The 25,977-nt window shown below is 71.2% G+C and carries 25 protein-coding genes; all 25 read right to left on the reverse strand.

The features are described from left to right. A partial coding sequence (locus tag ACW5EG_RS00005) for an MCP four helix bundle domain-containing protein (RefSeq protein ID WP_457020510.1) occupies positions 1 to 1,538 on the reverse strand: 1,538 nt, incomplete at its 3' end. A gap of 59 nt (positions 1,539 to 1,597) precedes the next feature. After that, complete coding sequence (locus ACW5EG_RS00010; protein WP_457016417.1) at positions 1,598 to 1,978, reverse strand: hypothetical protein; 381 nt, start codon at positions 1,976 to 1,978, stop codon at positions 1,598 to 1,600. A gap of 119 nt (positions 1,979 to 2,097) precedes the next feature. Beyond that, positions 2,098 to 2,868: a flagellar brake protein gene (locus ACW5EG_RS00015; protein ID WP_457020511.1), complete on the reverse strand. Its 771-nt coding sequence runs from the start codon at positions 2,866 to 2,868 to the stop codon at positions 2,098 to 2,100. Positions 2,869 to 2,975: 107 nt separating this feature from the next. After that, positions 2,976 to 5,225, reverse strand: a complete 2,250-nt coding sequence (locus tag ACW5EG_RS00020) for a methyl-accepting chemotaxis protein (RefSeq protein WP_457020512.1) — start codon at positions 5,223 to 5,225, stop codon at positions 2,976 to 2,978. A 161-nt stretch (positions 5,226 to 5,386) separates the two neighbouring features. Then, complete coding sequence (locus ACW5EG_RS00025) at positions 5,387 to 6,535, reverse strand: OprO/OprP family phosphate-selective porin (protein ID WP_457016422.1); 1,149 nt, start codon at positions 6,533 to 6,535, stop codon at positions 5,387 to 5,389. Positions 6,536 to 6,845: 310 nt separating this feature from the next. After that, positions 6,846 to 7,355 carry a chemotaxis protein CheW gene (locus ACW5EG_RS00030; protein ID WP_457016424.1) on the reverse strand — a complete coding sequence of 170 codons (510 nt, stop codon included), beginning with the start codon at positions 7,353 to 7,355 and terminating at the stop codon, positions 6,846 to 6,848. A gap of 46 nt (positions 7,356 to 7,401) precedes the next feature. Further along, complete coding sequence (locus ACW5EG_RS00035; protein ID WP_457020513.1) at positions 7,402 to 9,414, reverse strand: chemotaxis protein CheA; 2,013 nt, start codon at positions 9,412 to 9,414, stop codon at positions 7,402 to 7,404. 4 nt (positions 9,415 to 9,418) lie between these two features. Beyond that, positions 9,419 to 9,787: a response regulator gene (locus ACW5EG_RS00040; RefSeq protein ID WP_457016428.1), complete on the reverse strand. Its 369-nt coding sequence runs from the start codon at positions 9,785 to 9,787 to the stop codon at positions 9,419 to 9,421. Continuing rightward, positions 9,784 to 10,125, reverse strand: a complete 342-nt coding sequence (locus ACW5EG_RS00045; RefSeq protein WP_457016429.1) for an STAS domain-containing protein — start codon at positions 10,123 to 10,125, stop codon at positions 9,784 to 9,786. The genes ACW5EG_RS00040 and ACW5EG_RS00045 overlap by 4 nt, the downstream gene beginning before the upstream one ends. A 67-nt stretch (positions 10,126 to 10,192) precedes the next feature. Beyond that, positions 10,193 to 10,912: a chemotaxis protein CheW gene (locus tag ACW5EG_RS00050; RefSeq protein ID WP_457020514.1), complete on the reverse strand. Its 720-nt coding sequence runs from the start codon at positions 10,910 to 10,912 to the stop codon at positions 10,193 to 10,195. Next, positions 10,909 to 11,682 (reverse strand): ParA family protein, encoded by a 774-nt coding sequence (locus ACW5EG_RS00055; RefSeq protein ID WP_457016433.1) that lies wholly within the window; start codon positions 11,680 to 11,682, stop codon positions 10,909 to 10,911. The genes ACW5EG_RS00050 and ACW5EG_RS00055 overlap by 4 nt, the downstream gene beginning before the upstream one ends. 1 nt (position 11,683) lies before the next feature. Next, positions 11,684 to 12,697 (reverse strand): flagellar motor protein MotD, encoded by a 1,014-nt coding sequence (gene motD, locus ACW5EG_RS00060; protein WP_457020515.1) that lies wholly within the window; start codon positions 12,695 to 12,697, stop codon positions 11,684 to 11,686. Positions 12,698 to 12,702: 5 nt separating this feature from the next. Beyond that, a complete protein-coding gene (locus tag ACW5EG_RS00065) occupies positions 12,703 to 13,443 on the reverse strand; it encodes a flagellar motor protein (RefSeq protein ID WP_457016437.1) in 741 nt (246 codons plus the stop codon). Between the two features lie 7 nt (positions 13,444 to 13,450). Further along, positions 13,451 to 15,241 carry a chemotaxis protein CheA gene (locus tag ACW5EG_RS00070; RefSeq protein ID WP_457020516.1) on the reverse strand — a complete coding sequence of 597 codons (1,791 nt, stop codon included), beginning with the start codon at positions 15,239 to 15,241 and terminating at the stop codon, positions 13,451 to 13,453. 4 nt (positions 15,242 to 15,245) lie between these two features. Next, positions 15,246 to 15,860: a protein phosphatase CheZ gene (locus ACW5EG_RS00075; protein WP_457020517.1), complete on the reverse strand. Its 615-nt coding sequence runs from the start codon at positions 15,858 to 15,860 to the stop codon at positions 15,246 to 15,248. Then, positions 15,857 to 16,249 carry a chemotaxis response regulator CheY gene (cheY, locus tag ACW5EG_RS00080; RefSeq protein ID WP_457020518.1) on the reverse strand — a complete coding sequence of 131 codons (393 nt, stop codon included), beginning with the start codon at positions 16,247 to 16,249 and terminating at the stop codon, positions 15,857 to 15,859. The genes ACW5EG_RS00075 and cheY overlap by 4 nt, the downstream gene beginning before the upstream one ends. A gap of 45 nt (positions 16,250 to 16,294) precedes the next feature. Further along, positions 16,295 to 17,059 carry an RNA polymerase sigma factor FliA gene (locus ACW5EG_RS00085; RefSeq protein WP_457016444.1) on the reverse strand — a complete coding sequence of 255 codons (765 nt, stop codon included), beginning with the start codon at positions 17,057 to 17,059 and terminating at the stop codon, positions 16,295 to 16,297. Next, entirely contained in the window at positions 17,056 to 17,937 is an 882-nt protein-coding gene (locus ACW5EG_RS00090) for a MinD/ParA family protein (protein WP_457016446.1), read from the reverse strand. The genes ACW5EG_RS00085 and ACW5EG_RS00090 overlap by 4 nt, the downstream gene beginning before the upstream one ends. Continuing rightward, a complete protein-coding gene (locus tag ACW5EG_RS00095) occupies positions 17,924 to 19,786 on the reverse strand; it encodes a flagellar biosynthesis protein FlhF (RefSeq protein ID WP_457020519.1) in 1,863 nt (620 codons plus the stop codon). The genes ACW5EG_RS00090 and ACW5EG_RS00095 overlap by 14 nt, the downstream gene beginning before the upstream one ends. Before the next feature lie 577 nt (positions 19,787 to 20,363). Then, positions 20,364 to 22,439: a flagellar biosynthesis protein FlhA gene (gene flhA, locus ACW5EG_RS00100; protein ID WP_457020520.1), complete on the reverse strand. Its 2,076-nt coding sequence runs from the start codon at positions 22,437 to 22,439 to the stop codon at positions 20,364 to 20,366. After that, positions 22,436 to 23,608 (reverse strand): flagellar biosynthesis protein FlhB, encoded by a 1,173-nt coding sequence (flhB, locus tag ACW5EG_RS00105; RefSeq protein WP_457020521.1) that lies wholly within the window; start codon positions 23,606 to 23,608, stop codon positions 22,436 to 22,438. Before flhB ends, flhA begins: the two co-directional genes overlap by 4 nt. Before the next feature lie 7 nt (positions 23,609 to 23,615). Beyond that, positions 23,616 to 24,404, reverse strand: coding sequence for a flagellar biosynthetic protein FliR (fliR, locus tag ACW5EG_RS00110; RefSeq protein WP_457020522.1), 789 nt, complete (start codon positions 24,402 to 24,404; stop codon positions 23,616 to 23,618). A gap of 7 nt (positions 24,405 to 24,411) precedes the next feature. Continuing rightward, the gene (locus ACW5EG_RS00115; protein ID WP_457020523.1) at positions 24,412 to 24,681 is read right to left on the reverse strand and encodes a flagellar biosynthetic protein FliQ; all 270 of its coding nucleotides are present in this window, start codon (positions 24,679 to 24,681) and stop codon (positions 24,412 to 24,414) included. 6 nt (positions 24,682 to 24,687) lie between these two features. After that, a complete protein-coding gene (fliP, locus tag ACW5EG_RS00120; RefSeq protein ID WP_457020524.1) occupies positions 24,688 to 25,524 on the reverse strand; it encodes a flagellar type III secretion system pore protein FliP in 837 nt (278 codons plus the stop codon). Next, complete coding sequence (gene fliO, locus ACW5EG_RS00125; protein WP_457021375.1) at positions 25,521 to 25,874, reverse strand: flagellar biosynthetic protein FliO; 354 nt, start codon at positions 25,872 to 25,874, stop codon at positions 25,521 to 25,523. The genes fliP and fliO overlap by 4 nt, the downstream gene beginning before the upstream one ends. Positions 25,875 to 25,977 lie beyond the last annotated feature (103 nt).

The following is a 25,977-nucleotide window of genomic DNA, read 5'->3' on the forward strand; positions in this document are numbered from 1 at the left end:
CGGCGCGACAGGTCGTCGTTGCCGGCGGCGATTTCCGAGGCCGAGGCGTTGATCGCATCGCTGCCCTGGCGGATCTGGCCGACGATCTCGGCCAGGCGCTCGACGGTCCGGTTGGCGTCGTCGCGCATGGTCGCGAACACGCCCTGGAATTCGCCTTCCATGCGCGTGGTCAGGTTGCCATCGGCCAGCGCCGTCAGCACCTGCGACACCTGCTCCAGGCTCGAGGCATTGGCATCGAGCAGGCCGTTGAGTTGGCCGGCAAGCTGCAGGTAGAAGCCCTTCTTGCCTTCCAGCGCGATGCGCTGCGACAGGTCGCCGGTGGCGGCCGCCTCGACCACGCGGCCCAGTTCCACTTCAACGTGCACCTGCGGCGTGCGGTCGCGCCATTCGACCACGTAGCCGAGCAGCGCGCCGTCGGTGTCGTCGACCCGGGCCACGCTCTGGCCGAAGTGGGCGCCGCCCAGCGAGATCTCGCTCTGGTGCACGTCCTGCAGCTGCTCGAGCAGCCCGGCGAGGGCAGGCGGGTCCTCGTGGTAGGCATCGATGCTGGTGCCGATGATGCGATCGGTCTCGAACTCGGGCAGCGCCGAACGGATCTCGTCGTCGTAGTGGCGCAGCAGTTCGATGACCGCGGCGTTGGCGTAGATGATGCTGCGGCCGGGGTCGGTGATCATCACGCTGGTGCCGGAGCTGTCGAGCGCGGTGCGGATGCGCAGGTTCTCGCTGGCGATCGCCTGGTCGCGCTCGATGCGCTCGCGCAGGTCGCGCTGCATGCGCTGCATGGCCTTGAGCAGGTCGCCGATCTCGTCGGCGCGACGGGTGTCGATGTGGCTGTCGAGCTTGCCGCCGGCGACGTCGTTGGCCACGCTGGCCGCCTCGCGCGCGGCGCGGGTGAGGCTGCGCGCAATCAGCCAGGCCACCGCCAGGCCAGCGCCGATGCCGGCCAGCAGCAACACCACCAGCAGCATGCTGGACGCGGCGTAGGTCCTGTTGGCGTCCGCCGTGGATGCGGCCGCGATGCGGTTGCCCTCGTCGGCCAGCGCGGCGAGCGCGGCGCTGGTGGCGTCGTGCAGGCCGCTGGTTTCGCCGATGAAGGTGTCGGTGGCGTCATCGGGCAGCTCGAGGTCGAGCATCTCGTTGACCGAGGCATACGAGACCTTGGCTGCGTCCCAGGCCGTGACCAGCTCGGCGAGCATGCGCTGCTCTTCGGGCGAGGACGCGAAGCGGCCGTAAGCCTCGAAGTTCTCCGCGAGCTGGGCTTCGATCTGCACCGCGCGCTGGCGCGCCTCGCGCTTGGAGGCTTCGCTGGCGCGCACCAGGCCGCGGTACGAAGCGGTCCGGTATTCGCCGAGCAATGCCCGCGTCTCACCGACGAGGGTGACGCTGGGCAGCACGTTGTCGGCCAGGCCCCTGGTCACCCGGTCCATCGAGCGCATGCCGCTGTACGCGCCGATGCCCTGGACGAGCATGATGAGCAGGACCACGCCAAAGGCCAGCATCAGCTTGGGCGCGAGCTTGAGATTCGAGAACCACTGCATGGGTCATTCCCCGGTGACGGAACGAAACGGCCCGGTCGCATCTGCGCCGGGCCGGGGCATCACTTGATGGTGGCGAGCTTGACGTCGCCCGGCGAGCGGACCGCGATCTCGGCGCGGCTGGCGTCGCGCTGGATCATGCCGACGACGCAGATGTCACGTCCTTCCAGTTCCTCGGGCGAAGGACGGAACTTGTCGCGCTGGTCCTGCGGGATGCGCGCGGAGAAGGTGTGGCGCGGGAACGAACCGCCCATGTGCAGGAACGTGGGCTGGCCTTCGGAATTCTCGGCGTAGCGGGTCTTCTCGACCTTGCCGCAGACCATGCCGCTCTGGCCGACGTGGCGCGAGGCCTGTTCAGGGCGGATGGCGTCCTGGGCGAGGGCGGCGAACGCGCAGCCGCCCAGCAGCAGGGCGGTCACGAGGCGGGTGGTCGTGGGGATCATCTGAATTACTCCGGTGGGGTCTGATGGCGCGCCGTCGCGTACGCCTGTTGCACCGATAGCGGCCGCGCGGGCGCGGACTTTAGGGCTGGCGCCCGCAGGCCAGGCGGCGCGGCACCGCGTCAGCCGCCGCGGCGCAGGCGCGCATTGCGCTGGCGCTCGACCTGGAAGATGTACTGCATGACCTGCTGTTCGATCGCCGCGGGCAGGTCCACGAACCGGCAGCCCGCACGCCAGCGCACGACGCCGCGGACTTCCTGGGAGCGGGTGTAGACCACCTCGAGCGCGACGGCGACGGGCGACGCGTCGGCCAGCCGCAACAGGCACGGCGCGATGCGGGCGGGCGGCTCGAACCGGGCCAGTTCACCCTCGGGGACCGCGATCGCGATGCCGCCGCCGCTGATGTCGAGGACGCGCAGGCCCGGTGTCGCAGGATCGGGCGCGTGCCCGGCGTCGCCCACGTGCACCATGGCCGACGTGGTGGCCGGGCACGCCAGCCGGTAAAGCTCGCGCCGCTGCATGCGCAGCAGCGCGGCCGGCAGGGCCGTGGTGAACGCCACGTAGTCCTCGTGCATGATCCGGGTCGGCGCGGACAGGCGGAAGCGGATCGGCACCAGGTCCAGCTGCGCCATGCAGATCATGCGGCTGGCGGCCGCCATGCGCAGGTTCATGGATTCGTCGCGGTTGCCGTCGAGCACCACGGTGCCGTCGTCGTGCACCGCCAGCAGCGCGGTCGGGCAGGCGAATCCGTCCGGCACCAGGCTGGCGCTGATCAGCGACCGCGCCTCGACCAGTCCGCGCAGGACCGACGCGATCTCGCCCGGTTCGCGCAGGGCGAAAGGCGACTGTTCCTCGTCGTCCAGCAGGTGCGAAGTTTGGTCGGCGACAGGCATCATCCAGGCCGCAGGGGTCCGTCCCTGTGGATAACGGCCGCTTGCCTGGAGAGTTGAATCGCTGCCGGGATTGGCGCCTGCGGGCGCCGCGGAAGGACCGCCGGAGATCAGAACTCCTGCCAGTCGCCAGCGGTCTCGACGGCCATCGCGGCGACGCGCCTGGCCGCAACGCGCGGCGCAGGCGTCGCACGGCCTGCGGCCGGCTTCGGCCGGGGCAGGGTCGCCACGCTGGCCGGTGCGGACGCGGAGGGCGCCGCGGCCCCGGTGCCCTGGACCGGCTCGCCGTCCTGCACCCGGAACACCGCGACCGTCTGCACCAGCTGTCCGGCCTGCTGCTCCATGCTGCGTGCGGCCGCCGTGGCTTCCTCGACGAGCGCGGCGTTCTGCTGCGTGCCCTCGTCCATCTGCGTGATCGCCTGGTTGACCTGCTCGATACCCGCGCTCTGCTCCTGCGAGGCGGCCGAGATGTCGGCGATGATGTCGGTCACCCGCTTCACGCTGGTCACGATCTCGCCCATGGTGCGGCCGGCCTGGTCGACCAGTTCGTTGCCGTGGCGGACCTTGTCGGCCGAGTCGGTGATCAGGGTCTTGATCTCCTTGGCCGCGCCGGCCGAACGCTGCGCCAGCGAGCGCACCTCGGCGGCCACGACGGCGAAGCCACGACCCTGTTCACCGGCGCGCGCGGCTTCGACCGCGGCATTGAGCGCCAGGATATTGGTCTGGAAGGCGATGCCGTCGATCACGCCGATGATGTCGGCGATGCGGTTGGACGATTCGGAGATCGCGGACATGGTCTCGACCACGCGCCCGACCACCTCGCCACCCTGCGAGGCGACGTCGACCGCGCCGATGGCCAACTGGTTGGCCTGGCGGGCGCTGTCGGCGTTCTGGCGCACGGTGGAGGTGAGTTCCTCCATCGACGAGGCGGTCTCTTCCAGCGCGGCCGCCTGCTGCTCGGTGCGGCGCGAGAGGTCCTCATTGCCGGCCGCGATTTCCGACGCCGAGGCGTTGATGGCGTCGCTGCCCTGGCGGATCTGGCTGACGATTTCGGCCAGGCGATCGACGGTGCGGTTGGCGTCTTCCGCCACGTCGCCAAAGCGCCCGGCGAGCCCGGCGTCGATGCGCCGCGACAGGTCGCCCTCGGCCACGGCCGAAAGCAGGCTGCCGATCTCGTCCAGGCCGGCATCGGTGGCCGCCATCAGCCGGTTGAGCTCTTCGATCAGCTCGCGGTAGGCAAATTCGAAGCGGGCGCTGTCGCCACGCAGCGAGAAGTCGCCGGCCACCGCCGCCTCGACCAGGCGCCTGACCTCGCTGTTGCTGTCAAGCATCGAGCGCTTCACCGCGTCGATGGCGTCCGTGATCTTCGCCTTCTCCCCCGGCAGGCGCTCGATGTCGCGCGACAGGTCGCCGCGCGCGTAGCGCGCGACCGTATCGACCACCTGGGCGTTCATGGCGATATGCGATGCGACCAGGTCGTTGAGGCCGGTGGCCATGGTGCCGTAGGCGCCGGGGAACGCCGCCGCCTGCATCACGTGGCTCGTGGTGCCGGCATCGTGCGCGGCCTTCATCTCGCGCTGTGCGCCCGTGTAGGCCTTCAGCGTGGTGACCATCTCGCGCATCGACGAGGCCAGCGCGCCCAGTTCGCTGCGCTCGGCCACGGTGATCGGGCGATCGAGGTCGCCGCGCGAGACCGCATCGGCCGCTGCCATGACCTCGGCCAGCGGACGCACGATGGAGCGGGTGATCAGCACCGCCGCGGCAACCGCGATCATCAGTGCGACCGCCAGCAGCAGGGCGATCGCCCACAGGTTGGAGACATGGCCTGCTTCCTGCCTGGCCACCGCGGCGTCGAGCGCCGCAAGCTTGTTCTGCAGCAACGCGGCGACCGCGTCGGCGGCGGCCTGGCGCAGGTCGCCAGCCGCGGCTGCCGGCCCGGTGTCGCCGACTTCCAGCGCCGCCACCAGCTGTGCACTGTTGTCGAAGTAGGCCGCGGCCCTGGAGAGCACTTCCTCGTAGGCCTGCCGCGCGTCCTCGCCCTGGACCCGCGCGGCGAAGTCGCCGGTCATCTGCTCGAAGGCCTTGCGCCCGGCGATGAGTTCCCCGCCGTATTCCTGCATCTTCGCCGCGTCGCCGACGCTGCCGACCAGGCCGCGTTCGCTGACCCGGTACTCGGCCAGCGCGGTGGCCATCGCGCCCAGTTCGCGCACGGCCGGGACCGACTCATGGGTCAGTTCCAGCACCATCTCCTGGGCGACGCCCATCCGGTCGACGGCAAAGCCGCCCATGACCACGATGAGCAGGGCGAGCGCGGCAAAGCCGATCCCGAGGCGCTTGCCGATGTTGAGTGAGCTGAACATCTTGGATCCTGGTGGTGGAGGTGCTGGCCCACATAACGGCGCCACGCGGAGCGGCTTGAGGCCGTGGCACGGGACGGCCGCGCCGGCGGTTGACGCAGGCGTGCGCGGGATGCGTTGCGGCAGCGTGCGCCAGCCGGGTAGCGGGGTGCCGCGCGCGGCGATCAGAAATGGAACTGGGCGCGCAGTCCGAAGGCTTCCGGATCGCGCAGCACGCCGGCACGGCGGGCATGGGCCAGCACATAGTTGGCCTGCAGCTTGAAGTTGCGGCCCAGATACCAGTTCGCGCCGATGGTCCAGTTCGACTGGCGGCCGCCAGTCACCTGGCCATCGTCGAGGTCGAGCTGGCTGTAGCGCAGCAGCAGTTCGAGCGCGGTGGTCGAGGCGGGAACGACGTTGGTGGCGTAGCCGTTGTAGCCGCGCGATTCACCGGTCAACACCCAGCTGCCGAACAGGTAGGCACCGTGCCCGGACACCGCCTCGAGGCCATCGCCACGTCGTGCGCGTACGTCCAGAACTTCGCCCTGCAGCGACCAGGGGCCCTGGATCCACAGACCCTCGAGTCCGGTGCGCCGGATCGCGTCGACCCCGGCGATGGTGCCGGTGTCCACCAGGCGCACGTCGGTCAGGCCCAGCTCGGGGCGCGCGCGCATGCGTAGCGTTGCGCTGTCGGGACGCTCGCGGCTGCCGGCGATGCCCAGGTGCAGCACGTCCCCCGGCGCGTTGCGCGGCACCCACGCCGCGCGCGCGGCCAGGGTGTCGCCCTCGTTGTCGCCTTCCAGGTCGCTGCCGTCGAACCAGGCGACACTGGCCAGGTAGGCTGGCCGCTGCAGCGCCCACTCCGCCCCGACGCGGCGCCCGGCGTAGGTCACCTGCACCGGCAGGGCAGATTCCAGGAAGGGCGTGTTGCGCGATGAGCCCACCCCGTCGAATCCGACCGGGGTCTTGAACTGGCCCAGGCGCAGCGTGCCGATGTCGAGGCCGAGCAGGCCCTTCGAATCGAGCTTCAGCGCGACGTCCATCCAGGTTCCCGATTCCAGGTCGCGCTGCACGCCCAGCTCGTAGCTGCCCTTGCGGCGCAGCGACAGGCCCACTTCGCGGCGACGGAAGCGACTATCGTCGGCAAACGCGGCCGCGCCGATGCCCTGCCCGGTATGCCCGAAGGCGTTGTGGTCGTAGGCCCAGTTGCCGCTGAACACGAGTTCGTCGCGCTCGCCCACCGGTGCCTTGAGCGAGATGTCGCGCCAGTCGGCGGCGTGCGCGCCGGCGGCGAGGGCGAACGAGGACAAGATCAGGAACGTCTGGATGTGCACGGCAGCTCCTTCGCCGGGCGCAGCCGCGCGGCGGAGTCATGGGTGGGTGAAAGACAATGCGCCGACAGCGGGCGATGTCACGTCGGTCAACACGTCGGGAGGACGGAAGGCTTGCCCGTTGTCGGCAGCGGCAGGCAGAGCTTTAGGAAAGGATCGCGGCTTCAGCAGGGCCGGGCTTTCGGGCGCGCGTGCCTAGGCAGTGCGCGGAACGCGGGGTGGTACGCGTTTCGACTGTCCGGACAGAACAGGATCCCGCGGCACACCAGCGCCGCGGGATTGACGCGAGTCGTACCGGCTTCGGCCGCGGGGCTCAGGCGGCCTCGGCGGCAACCAGGCCCATGATCTCGTGGCCCATCAGGCGCTCGATGTCGAGCAGGATCAGCATGCGTTCGTCGAGCGTGCCGATGCCGGTCAGGAACTGGCGGTCGATGGTGGCGCCGATCTCCGGCACCGCGCGCACCTGCTCGCCCGACAGGCGCACCACGTCGGACACGCTGTCGACCACCATGCCGACCACGCGGCCGCCCACGCTGAGCACGATCATCACCGTGAGCGCGTTGTACTCGGCCTTGGCCAGGCGGAACTTCAGGCGCATGTCGATCACCGGCACGATGATGCCGCGCAGGTTGATCACGCCCTTGATGTAGTCGGGCGCGTCGGGCAGGCGGGTCACCGCGTCGTAGCTGCGGATCTCCTGCACGCGCAGGATGTCGACGCCGTACTCCTCCTCGCCGAGCACGAAGGTGAGGAACTCGGCGGTGTCGGCATCGCCGTTGGTGGAGGCGGGGGAATCGTGGCGGGCCTGGGCGGGCTGGGACATGGCGCGGTCCTTCGGAAAGTCGATAGGGGGTGGGAGTTGCAAAGCGTCAGGCGGCAGCCGCGAGCGGCACGGCCTGGGCGAGGCCGCCCGCGTCGACGATCAGGGCGACGCGGCCGTCGCCGAGGATGGTGGCGCCGGACACGCCGGCGATGCGCTTGTAGTTGCTTTCGAGATTCTTGACCACGACCTGCTGCTGGCCGAGCAGTTCGTCGACCTCCAGCGCCAGCCGGCGGCCGTCGGCCTCGACCACCACGGCGATGCGTGGCGGCGCGTCCTCGCCCTGGCTGCGCGCGGAAGGCGGCAGGCCGTACTGCTTGGCGAGGTCGATCAGCGGCAGGTAGTCGTCGCGCACGCGCAGCACGCGCGCCTCGCCGACGATGGTGCGCACGTCGGCCGGCGTCGGCAGCAGCGATTCGACCACCATGCTCAGCGGCACGATGAACACCTCGTCGCCGACCGCCACCGACATGCCGTCGACGATGGCCATGGTCAGTGGCAGGCGGATCACGACCGTCGTGCCGTTGCCGGGACGGCTGCGGATCTCGACCTGGCCGCCCAGCGCTGCGATGTTCTTCTTGACCACGTCCATGCCCACGCCGCGGCCGGACAGGTCGGTGAGCGTGTCGGCGGTGGAGAAACCGGGCGCGAACACCAGGTCCCAGACCTGCGCGTCGGTCGGGTTTTCGGGCATCGCGATGCCGCGTTCGGCGGCCTTGCGCAGGATGCGATCGCGGTCGAGGCCGCGGCCGTCGTCCTCGATCTCGATGACGATGTTCGCGCCCTGGTGGGCGGCGCTCAGGCTCAGCGTGCCGGTCTCGTCCTTGCCTGCAGCGCTGCGCTCGTGCGGCAGCTCCAGGCCGTGATCGATGGCGTTGCGCACCAGGTGCACCAGCGGATCGACGATCTTCTCGATCACGCCCTTGTCCAGCTCGGTGGCCTCGCCGTGGGTGCGCAGCTGCACCTTCTTGCCCAGGCGCGTGGCGATATCGCGGACCATGCGCGGGAAGCGGCTGAAGGCGAAGTCGACCGGCAGCATGCGCACGCCCATGACCGACTCCTGCAGGTCGCGGGTGTTGCGCTCGAGCTGCACCAGGCCCGACATCAGCGCCTCGTTGAGCACGGGGTCGAGGTGTTCGGAGCGCTGGCGCAGCATGGCCTGGGTGATGACCAGTTCGCCGACCAGGTTGATCAGCGCGTCGACCTTGGCGACCGCGACGCGGATCGAATTGTCGACCTCGCCGCCACGGCGCGCGGCGGGGGTGGCAATGTCGGTGGCCGCAGCGGCCGGCGACGCGACAGCTGCGGGCACGAGCTGGAGGTCGTCGACGGCAGGCGCGGGCACGGCCAGCACGGCGTTGTCGATGCCAAGCTCGCACTCGTCGGCGACCCAGGCGAAGGCCTCGTCAATCACGGTGCGCGGCACGCTGCCGGGCAAGGTCAGGTTCCAGGCCAGGTAGGCCTCGAACGGATCCATCTCGGTAAACGCCGGCAGCCGCGCGTCGACGCATTCCACGCCCAGCTCGCCGTGAGTGGCGAGTTCGCGCAGGATCCGCAGCGGATCGTTGCCGGTCATGAACAGCGACGGGCCGGGGCTGAAGGCGATGCGCCAGTCGCCGCTGGCGGGCGCGGGCGCCGCAGCGTTGGCGGTAGCGTCAGTGGCCGGCGCAGCGGCGCTTTCGCCAGCGAGCAGCGCATCCAGACCGGCACGCGCCTCGGCCAGCGCGGCCGCATCGATGGTACCGCCGTGTTCGCAGGCCGCGAGCAGGCTGCGCAGCACGTCCACCGACATCAGCAGGACGCCGACGGCGATCGGGTCCAGGGCGCGGTGGCCGGCGCGGGCCTCGTCGAGCAGGGTTTCAAGCAGGTGGGTCAGGTCGGTGACGCTGGAGAAGCCGAACGTCGCCGCGCCGCCCTTGATCGAGTGCGCGGCGCGGAAGATGACGTTGATGGTCTCGGGGTCGCCGCCGCCGGACTCGAGCGCCAGCAGGCCGCCCTCCATCGCATCGAGGCCTTCGCGGCTTTCTTCGAAGAACGCGGCATGGAAGCGGGTGATGTCCATGGCGTCAGCTCAGGACCTTGCGCACGGTGGCGAGCAGCTGCTCGGGATCGAAGGGCTTCACCAGCCAGCCGGTCGCGCCAGCGGCCTTGCCTTCCATCTTCTTGTCGCCACCCGATTCGGTGGTGAGCATCAGCAGCGGGGTGAAGCGGTAGTCGGGCAGCTGGCGCAGCTCGCGGATCAGCGAGATGCCGTCCATGCGCGGCATGTTGACGTCGGTCACCACCGCGTGGAACGAGCGCGTGCGCGCCATCTCCAGCGCGACCTGCCCGTCCTCGGCCTCGCTGACCTCGAAGCCGCCCGATGTCAGGGCGAAGGCAACCATCTGGCGCATCGAGGTCGAGTCGTCGACGACGAGCAGTTGCTTGGTGCTCATGCAGAGGCTCCGGTATTGATGTGGGTGTCGGCGGGCTGCACGGCGGAGGGCTCCGAATCGGCATCGGCATCGTCGACGCCGAGGCTGACGGCAAGCGCAAGCTGGCGCGCGGCTGCGGCCAGCGTCGGCGAGGCGTGGGTGATGGTGGTGCGCTGGCCGCGCGCGGCACGGTCGCGGACGAAGGCGTGCAGCAGCTGCAGCCCGGCGGCGTGCACGCGCTCGACCTGGTCGCCGGAAAGCTCCAGCGGAACGTCGGCGTCCAGGTGGGGCTGCAGCGCCGCCTGCAGGTCGGCGACGCGTTCGATCCCGAGGTCGGTTTGGAGCGTCAGATGGTTCATGGGGTGGGCACGTGGATGCAGTCCTGAGGATTAACGGCGTGCGCGCCTGTGACTTGAGCGCCTTGGCTCAGCCGTAGAGCGCGTAGGCGTCGAACAGCACGGTCGGGCAGGCACCGACGCGCGCGACGCCGAGGATCACGCCGGGCGAGCTGCCCTGCAGCGGCGGCTCGATGCGGTCGCGGCCCAGGGTCACCACGTCCTCGACGGCGCTGACCAGCACGCCGATCAGTTCGTCGTCGCGTTCGACCACCACGATCCGGCTGTGCTCGTCGGGCGCCACCTGGCCGGCACGCAGCCACCGGCCCAGGTCGTACACCGGCACGATGCGACCGCGCAGGTTCATCACGCCGAGCACGGCCGGCGCCGCGCCGCGCATCGGCACGATCGGGACCACGCGCACGACCTCCTGCACGCGCAGCAGCTCCAGCGCGTAGCTGTCGGCGCCAACCACGACCCGCAGCCAGCGCGCGGCCTGCGCGATCGCGATGGCCGGCGGCTGCACGGCGGCGAGCGGCGGCGGGGGCGGTGTCATGTCCTGCGTGGTGAATGCGGGGACGGGTACGGGTGCGGACACCGGTGCAGGCACAAGTGCAGTCGCAGGGGCAAGGACAGGCACAGGCTCGGGCGCAAGCGCTGGCCCCGGCGCGAATGCAGGCGCAGGATCGAGCGCAGGTGCGGCTGGCGCCGTCATCGCCATCACAACCGCGTCCGCGGCCACGGACTGCGAGTCGTCGAGCAGGGCCTCGAGGTAGTCGATCACGTCGTTGGCGCCGCCGTCGGGGCTCATGCCGCCCGTCTCTGCGACGCTTCCCCCTGCGCCAGCAGCCAGGCCAGCGCGCGCGCGTAGGCGTCGACGCCGCGGCCACTGCAGCCGGCTTCGCTGGTCAGGCCCTGCGCGTCGCGCAGGCGGGTATCCATCGGCACCGCGTCGGGCCAGACGCAGCCCTCGTACTGCGCGTGCAGCTGCTCCAGGCTCTGCACGCCCGAGCGCGTGCGCTTGTCGTACAGGGTGGGCAACACGTGCTGCGGCAGGGGGCGGCGGCGCGAGCGCTCCACCATGGCGGCGGTGCGCAGCATGTCGGCCAGGCCGTGCAGGGCCAGCGGATCGGTCTGGGTCGGCACTACCAGCCGGTCGGCGGCGGCCAGCGCGTTGACCATCAGCAGGCCCAGGGTTGGCGGGCAGTCGAGCAGCACGTGGTCGTAGCTGGCGTGCACCGCATGCAGCGCGCGGCCCAGCGCCAGGCCAAGGCCGGGCTGGCCCGAACTGCGCCGCTCCAGGGTGGCCAGGGCCGGCTGCGCGGCGACCAGCTGCAGGCCGGGCACCTCGGTGCGCCGGGCCAGCGTCGCCAGCGAAGCGCCGCTGCCGACGAACAGATCGTGGGTGCCGGCCGGCGGCGGGTCGGTCGGTACGGAAAACGCGCGCGTGAGCGAGGCGTGCGGATCAAGGTCGACCAGCAGCACGCGGCCGCCGTCCTGCGCCAGTCCGCGCGCAAGGCACAGGCTGGTGGTGGTCTTGCCCACTCCGCCCTTCTGGTTGGCGATGGCCCAGACCTGCATGTCAGCGAGCTCCCGGTTGGGTGGTGGACGGGGTGAACGCTGCCGCGGTGGCGGCCTGGATCGCGGCGGCGGCGTCGTTGGCGCGGGCCGGTTCGGCAGGCGCGGCGGGCGCCGCATCCATCGCGATCTCCAGGCCGGATTCGGGCACCGCGTCGACGCCGTCCGGCGCGGCCAGGATCACCAGCAGCACGCGGCGGTTGGCATTGCGTCCCTCGGGCGTGTCGTTGCCGGCCACCGGCTGGTGCTCGCCGTAGCCGACCACCGCCAGGCGGCCGGGGTCGACGCCTTCGTCCGCCAGCACGTGGACCACGCTGGCCGCGCGCGCCGTCGACAGTTCCCAGTTGGAGGGGAACGTGGCGGTGCGGATCGGCATGTCGTCGGTGTAGCCCTCCACGCGTACCGCGTTGGGTTCGTCGCGCAGCACCTCGCCGAGCTTGCGCACGGTCGAGGTTGCCACCGCGCTGGGCGCGGCCACGCCGCTGGCGAACAGGATGTCGCTCTGGATCTCCACTTCCAGGAAGGTGCGCGCGCGGCGCACCGTGACCAGCTCCTGGCGCACCAGCTCCGACAGCGCGTGCTGGATGCGGCGGCCAAGCGTGCTGAGCTGCGAATTGCCGCGCAGGCTGGCGTCCATCGCCGCGGCCTCCGCCGCCTGCCGCGCGGCCAGCGCGTTCTGGCCGCCCAGCGGCGCATCCAGCATCTGCCGCACGCGCACGTTGCTCACCGGACTGGTGGCGGTCGGTCCGGTCTTGGCGCCGGGCGTGAGCAGCGAGGGCCGGTCGAAGGAGGAGCCGCGCAGCTGGGTCTGTCCCAGCTGGATCGGGGTGATCGAACGCGGCGGACCGCCGAAGGCCGACGACAGCGCGTCGGACACCGCGCGGTACTTGCCCTCGTTGATCGAGGAAATCGCGTACATGACCACGAAGAAGGCCAGCAGCAGGGTCATCAGGTCACCGTAGGGCACGGCCCAGGCCTCGTGGTTCTGGTGTTCTTCCTGGTGGCGACGGCGTGCCATGGCGATCAGTGCACATAGCCGTTGAGGCGGGCTTCGATGTTGCGCGGGTTCTCGCCCTGCGCGATCGCGATCAGGCCCTCGATGATCATCTCGCGCTCGAGCGCCTGCGCGTTGACCAGGGTCTTGAGCTTGTTGCCGATCGGCAACAGCGCGAGGTTGGCCGAGCCGATGCCGTAGATGGTCGCGGTGAACGCCGCGGCGATGCCGTGTCCGAGCTTGCTCGGGTCGGCGAGGTTCTTCATCACCGCCATCAGCCCCAGCACCGCGCCGACGATGCCGAGCGTCGGCGCGTAGATGCCCATGCCCTCGAACACCTTGGCCGCGGCCAGGTCGCGCGCGCTCTGTCCGTGCAGGTCGATCTCCAGCATCTGCCGGATCGATTCGGGCTCCACGCCGTCGACCACCATCTGCAGGCCCTTGCCCAGGAACGGGTCGGACTGCAGCGCCACCTGCGCCTCCAGGCCGAGCAGGCCCTGCTTGCGCGCGGTGGTCGACCAGTCGACGATCTGCGCGATCACCGCGGCGTGGTCGTGCGCGGGCGGCCTGTAGATCCAGGCGACCATCTTCAGCGCGCGCAGGAAGGTGGGCAGCGAGGTCTGCAGCAGGATCGCGGCGATGGTGCCGACGACCACGATCAGGAACGCGGCCGGCGACCACAGGCCCGACAGGCCCGCGCCCTTGAGGATGCTGCCGCCGATCAGGGCGACCACCGCGAGCACGGTGCCGATGACACTGAGTCTGTCCATTGCCAGTTTAACGGTCCGTGGCCGGGTTACTTGAACGCACGCCCGTCGCGCGCAGCCCGCTGCCGAGCAGCGCGTCGACGTCCAGGATCAGGGCCATGCGGCCATCGCCGATCAGGCTGGCGCCGGCATAGCCGGGCAGGCCGCGCAGGGTCGGCGGCAGCGCCTTGATCACCACTTCCTCGCGACCACGCACCTGGTCCACCGCCAGGCAGTAGCGCGCCTCGCCCGACTGCAGCACCACGCAGGTCGAGTCCGGCAGCGGCGCCGGCTCCATGCCCAGCCATTCGCGCAGGCCCAGCAGCGGCAGCGGCTGCTGGCGCAGGTCGAGCACGCGCTGGCCGTCGATCCACAGCGCCTTGCCCGGATCGTGCGAGAGCACTTCGATCACGCGCACCAGCGGCAGCGCGTAGACATCGCCCGCCACTTCCACCAGCAGCGTCGGCAGGATCGCCAGGGTCAGCGGCACCCGGATCGCGAACCGCGACCCGGCGCCCACTTCGGAATGGATCTGCACCGTGCCCGACAGTTCGCGGATGCGCGACTGCACCACGTCCATGCCGACGCCGCGGCCGGACAGGTCGCTGACCGCGTCGCGCGTGGAGAAGCCGGGCAGGAACAGCAGCTGCAGGCATTCCTCGCTGGACAGGCGCGCGGCGGCATCGTCGTCGATCAGGCCCTTCTCCACCGCCTTGCGGCGGATCCTGTCGGGATCGATGCCGGCGCCGTCGTCGCGCACCTCGATGGCGACATGGTCGCCCTCCTGCTGCGCGCTGATCCGCACCTGGCCCTGCTCGGGCTTGCCGGCGCGGCGGCGCGCTTCGGGCGCCTCGATGCCGTGGTCGATGGCGTTGCGCACCAGGTGCACCAGCGGATCGGCCAGCGCTTCGACCAGGTTGCGGTCGAGTTCGGTGTCGGCGCCCGACACCTCCAGCTGCACCTGCTTGTCGAGCTGGCGGGCGACGTCGCGGGCGAGCTTGGGGAAGCGTGCGAACACGCGCCCCACCGGTTGCATTCGCGCAGTCATCACCGCGGCCTGCAGGCGCGCGGTGGCCACGTCGAGCGAGGCCACCGCACGGTCGAGGTCGTCGTCGCGCAGGCGCGGACGCAGGGTCTTGAGGCGGTTGCGCGCCAGCACCAGCTCGCCGACCAGGTTGACCATGGCGTCGAGCCGGCGCACGTCCACGCGCACGGTGATGTCGGCAGGTTCTGCCGGTGCGGCCGCGCGTTCGGGCGGTGCGGGACGAGGTGGAGGTGGCGTAGGCGCAGGCGGAGTCGGCGCAGGCGGCGCAGGCGCTTCTCCGGGTGCGCCGCCTGCACCGTGCAGGCTGTCGAGCAGGGCTTCGAAGTCGAGGTCGTCGAGCGAATCGCTGGCCGGCGCTACCATCGCCGCCAGCGGCGTCGTGGCCTTCGGCGCGGCGCCGGCGCCTTCGCGCAGCGCGGCCAGCACCGATTCGGGCGCCGGCACGGGTTCGACGCCGCCGGAGATGCAGTGGAGCATGTCCACCAGCAGGTCGATGCCCTGCTGCACGCTGTCGAAGGCGGGCGGGTCGAGCGGCGCGCTGCCGTCGCGCGCGGCGTTGAGGCGGTCCTCGACCGCGTGGCAGACCGACACCATGGTGCTGAAGTCGAGGAAACCGGCGCCACCCTTGATGGTGTGGAAGCCGCGGAACACCGAGTTCAGGCACTCGCGGTCGGCGGGCGCGCGTTCGAGCGCGACCATCTGCTCGCCCAGCTGGTCGAGGATCTCGCCGACCTCGACCAGGAAGTCGGCGCAGATGTCGGAAGCGGCAGACGACATCGCGCTACAGCCCCAGCGACGACAGCAGGCTGTTGGCGTCGTCCTGGCTCGCCGCAGGCGCGTCCAGGCCGTGGACCGAGGGGCCGTAGCCGTGGCTGGACAGCTGCAGCGGGCGATCATTGCTGGGCGCGTACTCGCCCAGGCCTGCATCGACGGTGCGCACCAGGTCGACCACGCGGCGGATGATCTGGCCGGTGAGGTCCTGGTAGCCCTGCGCCGCGGTCATCTCCGACAGCCGCGAACGGACCGCGGCCACCACCGTCGCCTGCGCACCGGCGTCGGCGGCGGCCAGGCTGCCGAGCAGGGTGCCGCACTCCTGGATCAGGTCCAGGGTGTGGTGGCTGGCGTCTTCGCTGACCTTGACCACGTGCTCCAGGCGCAGGCAGGCCTCGCCCAGCGAGGCTCCGCCGGTGCCGGTGCCCAGGGTCTGTTCGAGCTCGCGTGCAAGCCGCACCAGCCCCTGCACCAGCGGCTGGCTGCGCCACTGGATGAGCTCGTCGACATTGCTGCGCCAGGCGTCGTCATCGGCGTCCTCGAGCGCGGCCAGGGCCGCGTGCAGGCACTCGATCAGCGCAGCGCGCTCGGCGCCCGGCACGATGGCGGCGGGCGCCGTGCTCATGCGGTGGCCCCGAGGCGTTCGAACACCTTGCCCAGCTTGTCGCCCAGCGTGGCGGCGGTAAACGGCTTGATCACGTAGCCGTTCACGCCGGCCTGCGCCGCTTCGATGATCTGCTCGCGCTTGGCTTCGGCGGTCACCATCAGCACCGGCGTCTTGGCCAGGGTGGCGTCGGCGCGGATCGCCTTGAGCAGGTCGATGCCGGGCATGCCGGGCATGTTCCAGTCGGTGATCACCAGGTCGAACGGACCCTTGCGCAGTTCGACCAGCGCGGTGGTGCCGTCGTCGGCCTCGGTGGTGTTGAAAAAGCCCAGGTCGTTGAGCAGGTTCTTGACGATGCGGCGCATCGTCGAGAAGTCGTCGACGATCAGGATGCGGATGTTCTTGTCCATGCGGACCTCATGTGGTGCGTGTGTGGGGGTTGCGTGCCCGATGGCTCAGGGCAGATAGTCGTCTTCGTCGTCGCCGGCGTCGCGGCGCCAGTCGGCCAGGCGCGCGCGCAGGCGCACCGCGGCCTGGCCGTGGATCTGGCAGGCGCGCGATTCGCTCACGCCCAGCACCGCGCCGATCTCGCGCAGGTTCAGCTCCTGCTCGTAGTACAGCGACAGCACCAGCCGCTCGCGCTCGGGCAGGCCGTCGATGGCACCGGCCAGCGCGTCGCGGAAGGCGCCCTGTTCGAACTCGCGCGCCGGATTGGCACTGCCGTCGCCGGCCAGCCGCGGCTCGCCATCGTGTTCGTCCATGTGCGCGTCCAGGCTGACCAGCTGCCCGCGCGCGGCGTTCTCGACCATGGCGTGGTATTCGTCCAGGCCCACGCCGAGTTCGGCGGCGACCTGCTGCGCGGTGGCGGGCTGGCCGGTCCCCTGCTCGATCCGGCGGGTGGCCGCGACGATGTCGCGATAGCGCCGGTGCACCGAGCGCGGCACCCAGTCGCCGCGGCGGATCTCGTCGATCATCGCGCCGCGGATGCGGATCGAGGCATAGGTCTCGAAGGCCGCGCCCTGGTCGGACTGGAAATTGCGCGCCGCGTCGATCAGGCCGAGCATGCCGGCCTGGATCAGGTCGTCGATCTCGACGCTGGCCGGCAGGCGTGCGGCGAGATGGTGGGCGATGCGGCGCACGAGTTCGCCGTGCTTCTCGACGACCTCGGCGGCCGATCCCTGCTGGTTGGCACGGTAGCGCGCGGTCGCGATGGCGTTCATGCGGCGGCCCCCCGCGCGGCGGATCCCGGCGTCGACACCAGGCGCTCGAGGAAGAACTCGACGTGGCCGCGCGCGCCGGGCGGCGACTGCCACTGGCGCGAGCGCCGGGCGATGTCGCGGAAGGCGATCGCCGAGGGCGCCGACGGGAAGGCGTCGACCACCGCGGCCTGGCGCTGCACCGCACGCCGCAGCCATTCATCGCGCGGGATCGCGCCGAGGTAGTTGAGGGTCACGTCGAGGAAGCGCGCACTCACGCGCTGCAGCTTTTCGAACAGCAGCCGGCCCTCGGCCGGATCCTGCACCTGGTTGGCCAACACCTGCACCCGGCTCACGCCGCGCTCGCGGCTGAGCACCTTGATCAGGGCGTAGGCGTCGGTGACCGAGGCCGGCTCGTCGCAGACCACGACGATCACGTCCTGCGCGGCCTGGCAGAAGGTCAGCACGCCATCGGCGATGCCGGCGGCGTTGTCGACCACCATCACGTCCAGGTCCAGGTCGAGCTGCGAGAACGCATGCACCAGGCCCACGTGCTGGCGCGGCTGCAGTTCGGTCATGTGGCGCTTGCCGGACGCGGCCGGCACCACCAGCAGGCCGTTGCCGGCATCCATGACGGTATCGCGCAGTTCGCAGCGGTCGGCGAACACGTCGGCCAGGGTGAAGCGCGGCGACAGGCCGAGCATCACGTCGACGTTGGCCAGGCCCAGGTCGGTGTCGAGCAGCAGGGTGCGCTGGCCGGCATTGGCCAGGGCGGTGGCCAGGTTGACCGAAACCGAGGTCTTGCCGACGCCGCCCTTGCCGCTGGCGACGGCGATCACCCGCACCGGGCCGCGGGCACTGTCGGTGGTGGAAACGGGCAGGGTGGGGTCAGGCGACTGCATGGCGATCCTCGGTGGCGAGGGGGTTATCGGCAGCACGGTGGGATTTCTCCAGTGACTGGACGAGGCGGGTGGCGTCGGCGGCGTCGATATCCGACGGCACCTGCTGCCCCTGGGTGGTATAGGCAAGTCCCAGGCCATGGCGGGCCAGGACCGAAAGCGCGGAGCCGAGCTGGCCGGCCTCGTCGAGCTTGGTCAGCACCACGCCCTCGGGCTTGGCCGGGCGATAGCGGCGGATCACTTCGCCCAGGTCGTGCGGATGGGCATTGGCGGGCAGCACCAGCAGGCTGCGCACCCGCTGCGAGGCGCGCAGCCACAGGATCTGGCTGAACACCGCGCGGTCGCGGGGGGCGTGGCCGGTGGTGTCGACCAGCACCAGCGGGTAGTCGACCAGCTGCGCGAGCGTGTCCTGCAGCCGCTCCGGGCCTTCGGCCTCGCACACCGTGATGCCCAGGCGTCGGCCATGGGCCTGCAGCTGCTCGCGCGCGCCGGGGCGCTGGCAGTCGGTGGTGACCAGGGCGACGTCGCGGGCGCGATGGCGGGCGGCAAAGCGGGCGGCCAGCTTGGCGATCGTCGTCGTCTTGCCGGCGCCGGTCGGCCCGACCAGCGCGATCACGCCGCCGTCGTCCAGCGGTTCGCTGCGCAACACGGTAAGCATGCGCGCCAGCTCGGCCAGCATCGGCGCCTGCACCTCGCTCGGCGGCAGGCGTGGATCGATGCGCTCGGCCACGGCCTGGGCCAGCGATTCCTCGCAGCCGTAGCCGATCAGCGCGTCCAGCACCGCCGCGCGCGCCGGCGAACCGCGCAGCCGCTCCAGCGACAGCTGCTCCATCTGGGTTTCCATCATCTGCCGCATCCGCGCCATCTCGTCGCGCATCGCGACGATGGCCGGATTGGCTTCGGGCGTGGCGACCGCCTGCAGCGCGCGCGGCGCTGGGGCTTCTACTTCGGCTGCGACGTCGGCGGCGGCGGTGGCCTGCGCGATGGGTGCCGGAATCCAGGCGGGGAGGTCGGGCACGAAGCTCGCGGCGATGCGCGGCGCGGCCACCGGCTCAGCCGGCGCCTCGTCATCGGCACCGGGCCTGCGCGGCATCGGAATGTTGTCGGGCAGCAGCGGCACGAAGTCCGCGGCGTCGCTCTCCATCGCGGCCGCGCGTGCGTCGTGTGTGTCGTTGGTCGGGACTGCAGCCGGCGAACGGCGCGGGCCGGCGTCGAGCGCGGCCATCATCGCGTCGAAGCGGCTCGGAGTTGCCGCGGACGGCACCTCACTTACCGGCGCAGCGGCGACGGCGTGGATCGAAGCAGCCGCCGAGACGGGTTCGGGCCAGGCGTGAACCGGAGCGGGAGCCGCCACAGGCGCGGGAGTTGGAACAGAGATTGCTGCCGCAGCCTGAGCCAACGCCTGCACGGGCGCTTGCATCGACGCAGCAAACGCCTGGGCGGGGCCTGGCATCGCCGCCGCAGCCGGAACCTCGGCGCCTTGTGCAGCGGTGAGTTCCGCCAGCGTGGGACCCTCGCCGATCCGGAACACGGCGCGTGCCCGCGAGATCAGCGTCTCGCGCGGTGCCGCCGGAATTCCGGCAACCGCCGGCGCGGCGGGTGCCGCGGCAGCGGTTGCTGCGCCGCGAACCGCGTCAGCAGGCGCCTGGACCGTCGCGCGCGCAGGCTGCGGACGGGCCACTGCTTCGTCGGCCGCAGGCGCCGCGGCGCGCAGCGCCTGCGCCACCAGGGCCTCGTCGTAATCGGTGGCTGCAACCACCTCGATGCCAACGCCGCCGGCGCTGGTGCGGGTGGACAGGATCACCGCATCGGGACCCTGTTCGTCGCGGACCATGCGCAGCGCGGTACGCATGTCGGGAGCGGTGAAACGCTTGATTCGCATATCGGAAAGCCCGGTCGGTTGGCGTTGGGAGTGGCCTGCCCTCTCCCTGCAAGACCCGGGCCTGAGCGTTCCCGGGGTCGCGTCGGAAGCTTGGCGCGGCAGGCGCTGTGGCCCCATTCCGAGCCTGCGTCTCTTCGAGGGGATGGATCCGGGCTTGCGGATCGAGGCCGTCCCGAGCCGGGGGTTGCTACTCGGCTCGGTCAGCCATCCATGGCTGACTCGCCGCCGCAGCGCATCCATGCGCTGCTTTCCGCAACCCCCGGCCCGAGACGGCCCTTGGCCATTCCCAGCAGCCACTTCGATCAGCAGAAAGCAGTTGGCGACCGAAGTGTCGAAACCAACAGATCCGGCAAGCCGTGCACTGACGGTGCGGGATCGCGCCAAGCAAGACATGGATGTCTTGCGCGCGAGTCAGGACAGGATGTCCTGACCGAGCGAAGAGCGACCCCGCACCGGCAGGGCGCGGCGTCCATCCGAAGTCCGGATCGCCGGTGCTGGAACGAACGGCGCAGTGCCTCTCAATCGACGAGGAACTTCAAGAAACCCGTCAGCCCACTGCACCCACCAACCGCAGGCGCTTGTCTTCCGGCACCTCGGCGTAGGCCAGCACCGCCAGCGAAGGCACGCTGTGGCGGACCAGGCGCGCGACCGACGCGCGCACGCCGCCGGGCACCAGCAGCACCGCCGGTTCGCCCCGGCTTTCCTGGCGGCTCACGCAGTCGCCCAGGTTCTGGTGCAGGCGCTCGGCCAGGCCCGGCTCCAGCGCCGCACCCTGACCGCTCACCGAATCCTGCAGCACCCGCTCCAGCGCCGGCGCCAGCGTGTACACCGGCAGCTCCGGCGCCATGCCGTTGAGCTCCTGCACGATGAAACGGCCCAGCGCGACCCGCACCGCCGCCGTCAGCGACGCCGGGTCCTGCGTCTGCGCCCCGTGCTCGAGCAGGGTCTCGACGATCTGCCGCATCTGCCGCACCGGCACCCGGTCGGCCAGCAGCGACTGCAGCACCTTGACCACCACCGACAGCGGCAGCAGTTTCGGCACCAGGTCCTCGACCAGCTTGGGCACGCTGCGCCCGAGCGCCGCGAGCAGGTTCTGCACCTCGTCGTGGCCGAGCAGCTCGGACGCGCGCTCGCGCACCACGTGCGACAGGTGCGTGGCCGCGACCGTGGATGCGTCGACCACGGTGTAGCCCAGCGACTCGGCGTGCGCGCGCTGGCCCGGCACGATCCACACCGCGTCCAGGCCGAACGCCGGATCCTTGCCCGGGATGCCCTCGAGCGGGCCGAACACCCGGCCCGGATCCAGCGCCAGCTCGCGATCCGGCACCAGCTCGCCCGTCGCCACCGGCACCCCGTGCACCAGCAGCCGGTACTGGCCCGGCGCCAGCTCGAGGTTGTCGCGCACGTGCACGGCCGGGATCAGGAAACCCAGGTCCTGGGTGAGCTTGCGGCGCACGCCCTTGAGGCGCGCCAGCAGCTGCCCGCCCTGGGTCTGGTCGACCAGCGCGATCAGCTTGTAGCCGACCTCCAGCGCCAGCGGCTCGACCGGGCGGATTTCGTCCCAGCTCAGTTCGGCCATTGCAGCTGGCGCCGCGTCGGCACTGGCGCGGCTCGCGTCGGCGGCGTCGGCGGCGTCCGTCGTGCCCTTGCGCAGCTTCCACGCCGTGCCGCCGAGGATCGCCGACAGCAGCAGGAACGGCACGTTGGGCATGCCCGGCACGATGCCGATCAGGCCCATCAGCACCGCGGCGACGGTGAGCGCGCGCTGGTGGCCGAAGACCTGCCTGGACATCGTCTCGCCCATCTCCTGCTCGCCGGTCGAGCGGGTGACGAGCATGGCGGTGGCGACCGCGATCAGCAGCGCCGGCAGCTGCGCCACCAGGCCGTCGCCGATGGCGAGGGTGGTGTAGGTCTGCGCCGCGTCGGCGAAGGACATGCCGTGCGACAGCAACCCGATCAGGATGCCGCCGACCAGGTTGATCACCAGGATCAGGATGCCGGCGATGGCGTCGCCGCGCACGAACTTGCTGGCGCCGTCCATCGAGCCGTAGAAATCGGCCTCCTCGCGCACTTCCTGGCGCCGCGCCTTGGCCTCCTCGCGCGTGAGCAGGCCGGCGTTGAGGTCGGCGTCGATCGCCATCTGCTTGCCGGGCAACGCGTCGAGGATGAAGCGCGCCGACACCTCGGAGATGCGGCCGGCGCCCTTGGTGACGACGATGAAGTTGACGATGGTCAGGATCGCGAACACCACGATGCCGACCGCGTAGCTGCCGCCGATCACGAACTGGGCGAAGGACTCGATCACGTGGCCGGCGGCGGCCGCGCCCTCGTGGCCGTGCATCAGCACCACGCGGGTGGAGGCGACGTTGAGCGCCAGCCGCAGCAGGGTGACCATCAGCAGCACGCTGGGGAAGATCGAGAATTCCAGCGGCCGCCGCACGTAGACCACCGCCAGCAGCACCACCAGCGACAGCGCGATGTTGATGGTGAACAGCGCGTCCAGCACGATCGGCGCCAGCGGCACGATCACCATCGCCAGGATCGCGAGCACCACCACCGGCGCGGCGGCGCCGTTGCGCAGGCTGGACAGGATCAGGGCGCCGCGGCCGGGCACGCTGCTCATCGTGCCGGGCTTCCGTCGCCGTCGGCAGGCGCGCCGTCGACCGGGTCAGGCGCGCCGTCGGCGCCGACGTCGAACTCGGCCATGGCCGGCATCGGCCCGCGGCCGGGCGCCCAGGTCCGCAGCTGGTAGACGTAGGACAGCACTTGCGCGACGGCGGCGTACAGTTTCACCGGGATTTCCTGATCGACCTGCGACTGCCTATACAAGGCCCGTGCCAGCGGCGGCGCCTCGATGATCGGGACCCGGTGTTTCTCGGCCAGCGCGCGGATCGCCAGCGCCATCTCGTCGACGCCCTTGGCGACCACGGTGGGCGCATGCATGCCCGGCTTGTACTTCATGGCGACGGCGTAATGGGTGGGGTTCATCACCACCACGTCGGCCGCGGGCACGGCATCCATCATCCGCCGCTGCGACATCTGCCGCGCGATCTGGCGCACGCGCGCCTTGACCTCCTGGTTGCCCTCGGCCTCCTTGGCCTCGTCGCGCAGCTCCTGCTTGGTCATCTTCAGCTTGCTGCGGTGCTGGTGGTGCTGCCAGGGCACGTCGATCGCCGCCAGCAGCGCCAGCGCACCGACCATCGCCATCAGCGCGCCGAGCGCCAGGTCCACGCCGCCGGCGACCGAGGCTTCCAGCGACGCCTGCGGCATGGTCAGCAGGGTCGAGAACGCACGCCACACCACCCAGCCGCCGATGCCGCCGATCAGCGCCACGCGCAGCAGCGAACGCAGCAGTTCGGCCACGCTCTCGCTGCTGTACAGGCGGGCGATGCCCTTGAGCGGGTTGAGCCGGTTGAAGTCCGGCGCCAGCGCCTTGCTGGCGAAGCGCAGCCCGCCCATCGCCGCCGGCGCGATCGCGCAGGCGACCAGCGCCGCCAGCAGCAGCGGCAGCAGCGGCAGCGCCAGGTCGACGATCAGCCCGATGGCGTGCGGCAGCAGCCGGTCGGGGGCGCCGAGCAGCTCGGGCTCGATCGTCAGCGCGCCGCGCATCCAGTCGCGCGAAGCGGCGCCGACGTTGCCGCCGGTCGCCTTCAGCGCCAGCACCGCGCAGCCGAGCACGGCGACGTTGCCAAGCTCGCGCGAACGCGGCACCTGGCCCTTCTCGCGGGCCTCGCGCAGCCTTTTTTCGCTGGGTTGTTCGGTGCGGTCTTCCTTCTGCGCCTGCTCGCTCATCGCCGTCTCATCCGGTCAGCGCGCGCGCGGCGGTGAAGGCCTGCTCGAACAGCTGCCCGACCGGCGTGGCGAGCTGGCGCATCAGCAGCATCAGCAGGGTCAGGCCGACCAGCAGCGACATCGGCAGGCCGATCGCCATCGGGTTGAGCTGGGCGGCGGCGCGGGCGAGCACGCCGAAGGCGATGTTCACCGACAGCAGCGCCATCATCACCGGCAGCGCCAGCAGCGCGCCTGCGCGCAGGCACGCGGCGAAGAACGTCGGCACCGCCGACAGCAGCGCCTGCACGTCCGGCAACGCGGCACCGATCGGCAGCCCGCCGTAGCTGTCGGCCAGCAGGCTGATCAGCGCCAGGTGCCCATCGGTGATGAAGAACAGCAGCGCGAAGGCCAGGTAGAACCACTGCGACAGCACCGCCGAGGAGGCGCCGCTGAGCGGGTCGGCCATGGTCGCGAACGACAGGCCCATGCCCTGGCTGACCAGTTCGCCGGCCAGGCGCCCGGCCTCGAACGCCATCCGCAGCATCATGCCGATGGCGATGCCGACGCTGAACTCGCGCAGCACGCCAAGCGCCGTCGCCGCGTCCACGGCCATCGGCGGCGGCGCCGGCAGCACCGCCGCCAGCGACGCCGACAGGGCCAGCGTCACGATCAGCCGCGCCTGCGCCGGCATGCCGCGCCCGGCGATCACCGGCAGCACCTGCAGCGCCGCACCGATGCGCAGCGCGTACCAGAGCACGGCGGCGAGCATGCCGAACAGGTCGACGCCGGCCATCGATGCGAGCGAGACGGTGTCCACGCGCGCTTCAGCCGATCAGGTGCGGGATGCGGTGGAACAGGTCGATGGTGAAGGCGACCATGCGCCCGAGCAGGAAATGCCCGGTCATCGCCATCACCACCACCAGGCCGACCACCTTGACCACGAACGGGATGGTCGGCTCGTTGATCTGGGTGGCGGCCTGCAGCACGCCGACCGCGACGCCGACCACCAGCACCGCGACCAGGGCCGGGCCGCCGAGGGTGAGCGCCATCTGCAGGCCGCGGGAGATTTCGCCAAGGGCGGTTTCGGGGGTCATGGCGGATCAGACCGGATTGAAGCTGGCGGCGAGCGAGCCGACGATCAGGATCCAGCCGTCCACCAGCACGAACAGCAGGATCTTGAACGGCGCCGAGATCAGCATCGGCGAGAGCATCATCATGCCCATCGACATCAGCACGCTGGCAACCACCAGGTCGATGATCACGAACGGGATGTAGACCAGGAACGCGATCTCGAACGCGGTCTTGAGCTCGCTGGTCAGGAAGGACGCGGCCAGCACGCTGAACGGCACGTCCTCCGGCGTGGCATACGGGCCCGTCTGCGACAGGCCGGCGAAGGTCATCAGGTCGGTCTCGCGCACCTGCGCCAGCATGAAGCCGCGGAACGGCTCGGACGCGGCGGCCCAGGCCGCGCGGAAGTCGAGCGAACCGTCGAGGTAGGGCGCGATGCCGGTGGCCCAGGCCTGGTCGAACACCGGCATCATCACCATCGCGGTGAGGAACAGCGCCAGCGCCAGCAGCACCTGGTTGCTCGGCGTCTGGCCGGTGCCCAGCGCCTGCCGCAGCAGCGCCAGCACGATGATGATGCGGGTGAACGCGGTCAGGCCCAGCAGCGCCGCCGGCAGCAGGGTGATGCCGGTCATCAGCGCCAGCACCTGCAGCGGCATGCTGACCGGCTGGCCGCCGATGTTGCCGAGCTCGACCGAGGGCAACGGCTGCGCCGGCGCGGCGGGCGCGCTCACCGGCGCGGCGGCCGGCGCGGCCTGCGCAAAGGCGTCGGACGGAGCCAGCGCGAACGCCAGGCAGGCGCCCAGCAGCCAGGCCGGCAGGGTGGCGCGGCAGGCGCTGGCGGCGCGGAGCAGCGCGCGCAGGAAGGTCATGGTTTCTTTCCGAAGTGCTGCGCAAGCAGCTGCGCGAAGGCGGGCGTGGTTTTCGCCTCGGCGCTGGGCAGGGGCTGGTCGAGGGTGTGCAGGGTGCGGGTGCCGCCGGCGCCGACGCCGAGCAGCAGCTGGGTCTGGCCAACCTCGACCACCACCAGACGGTCGCGCGGGCCCAGCGCCAGCGAGCCGACGATGCGCAGCGCCGGATTGGCCACGCCGCCGCCGCCCAGGCCAGGCACGCGCTTGGCCAGCCACGACAGCAGCAGGATCAGCCCGACCACCAGCACCAGCGCGAACACCGCCCCGCCGAGGCTGCCTGCGGTGGACGACTGCGTCGCCGGCGTCGCGATGCCGGTGTGGGCGGTCGTGGTTGTGGCGGCCGCAGTCGGCGCAACGGTCGTCGCCTGGGCACGCGCGGCAAATGCATCGGCGGCGGATGCGGGCGGGGCGTCG

This window comes from Luteimonas sp. A611 (assembly GCF_054072715.1).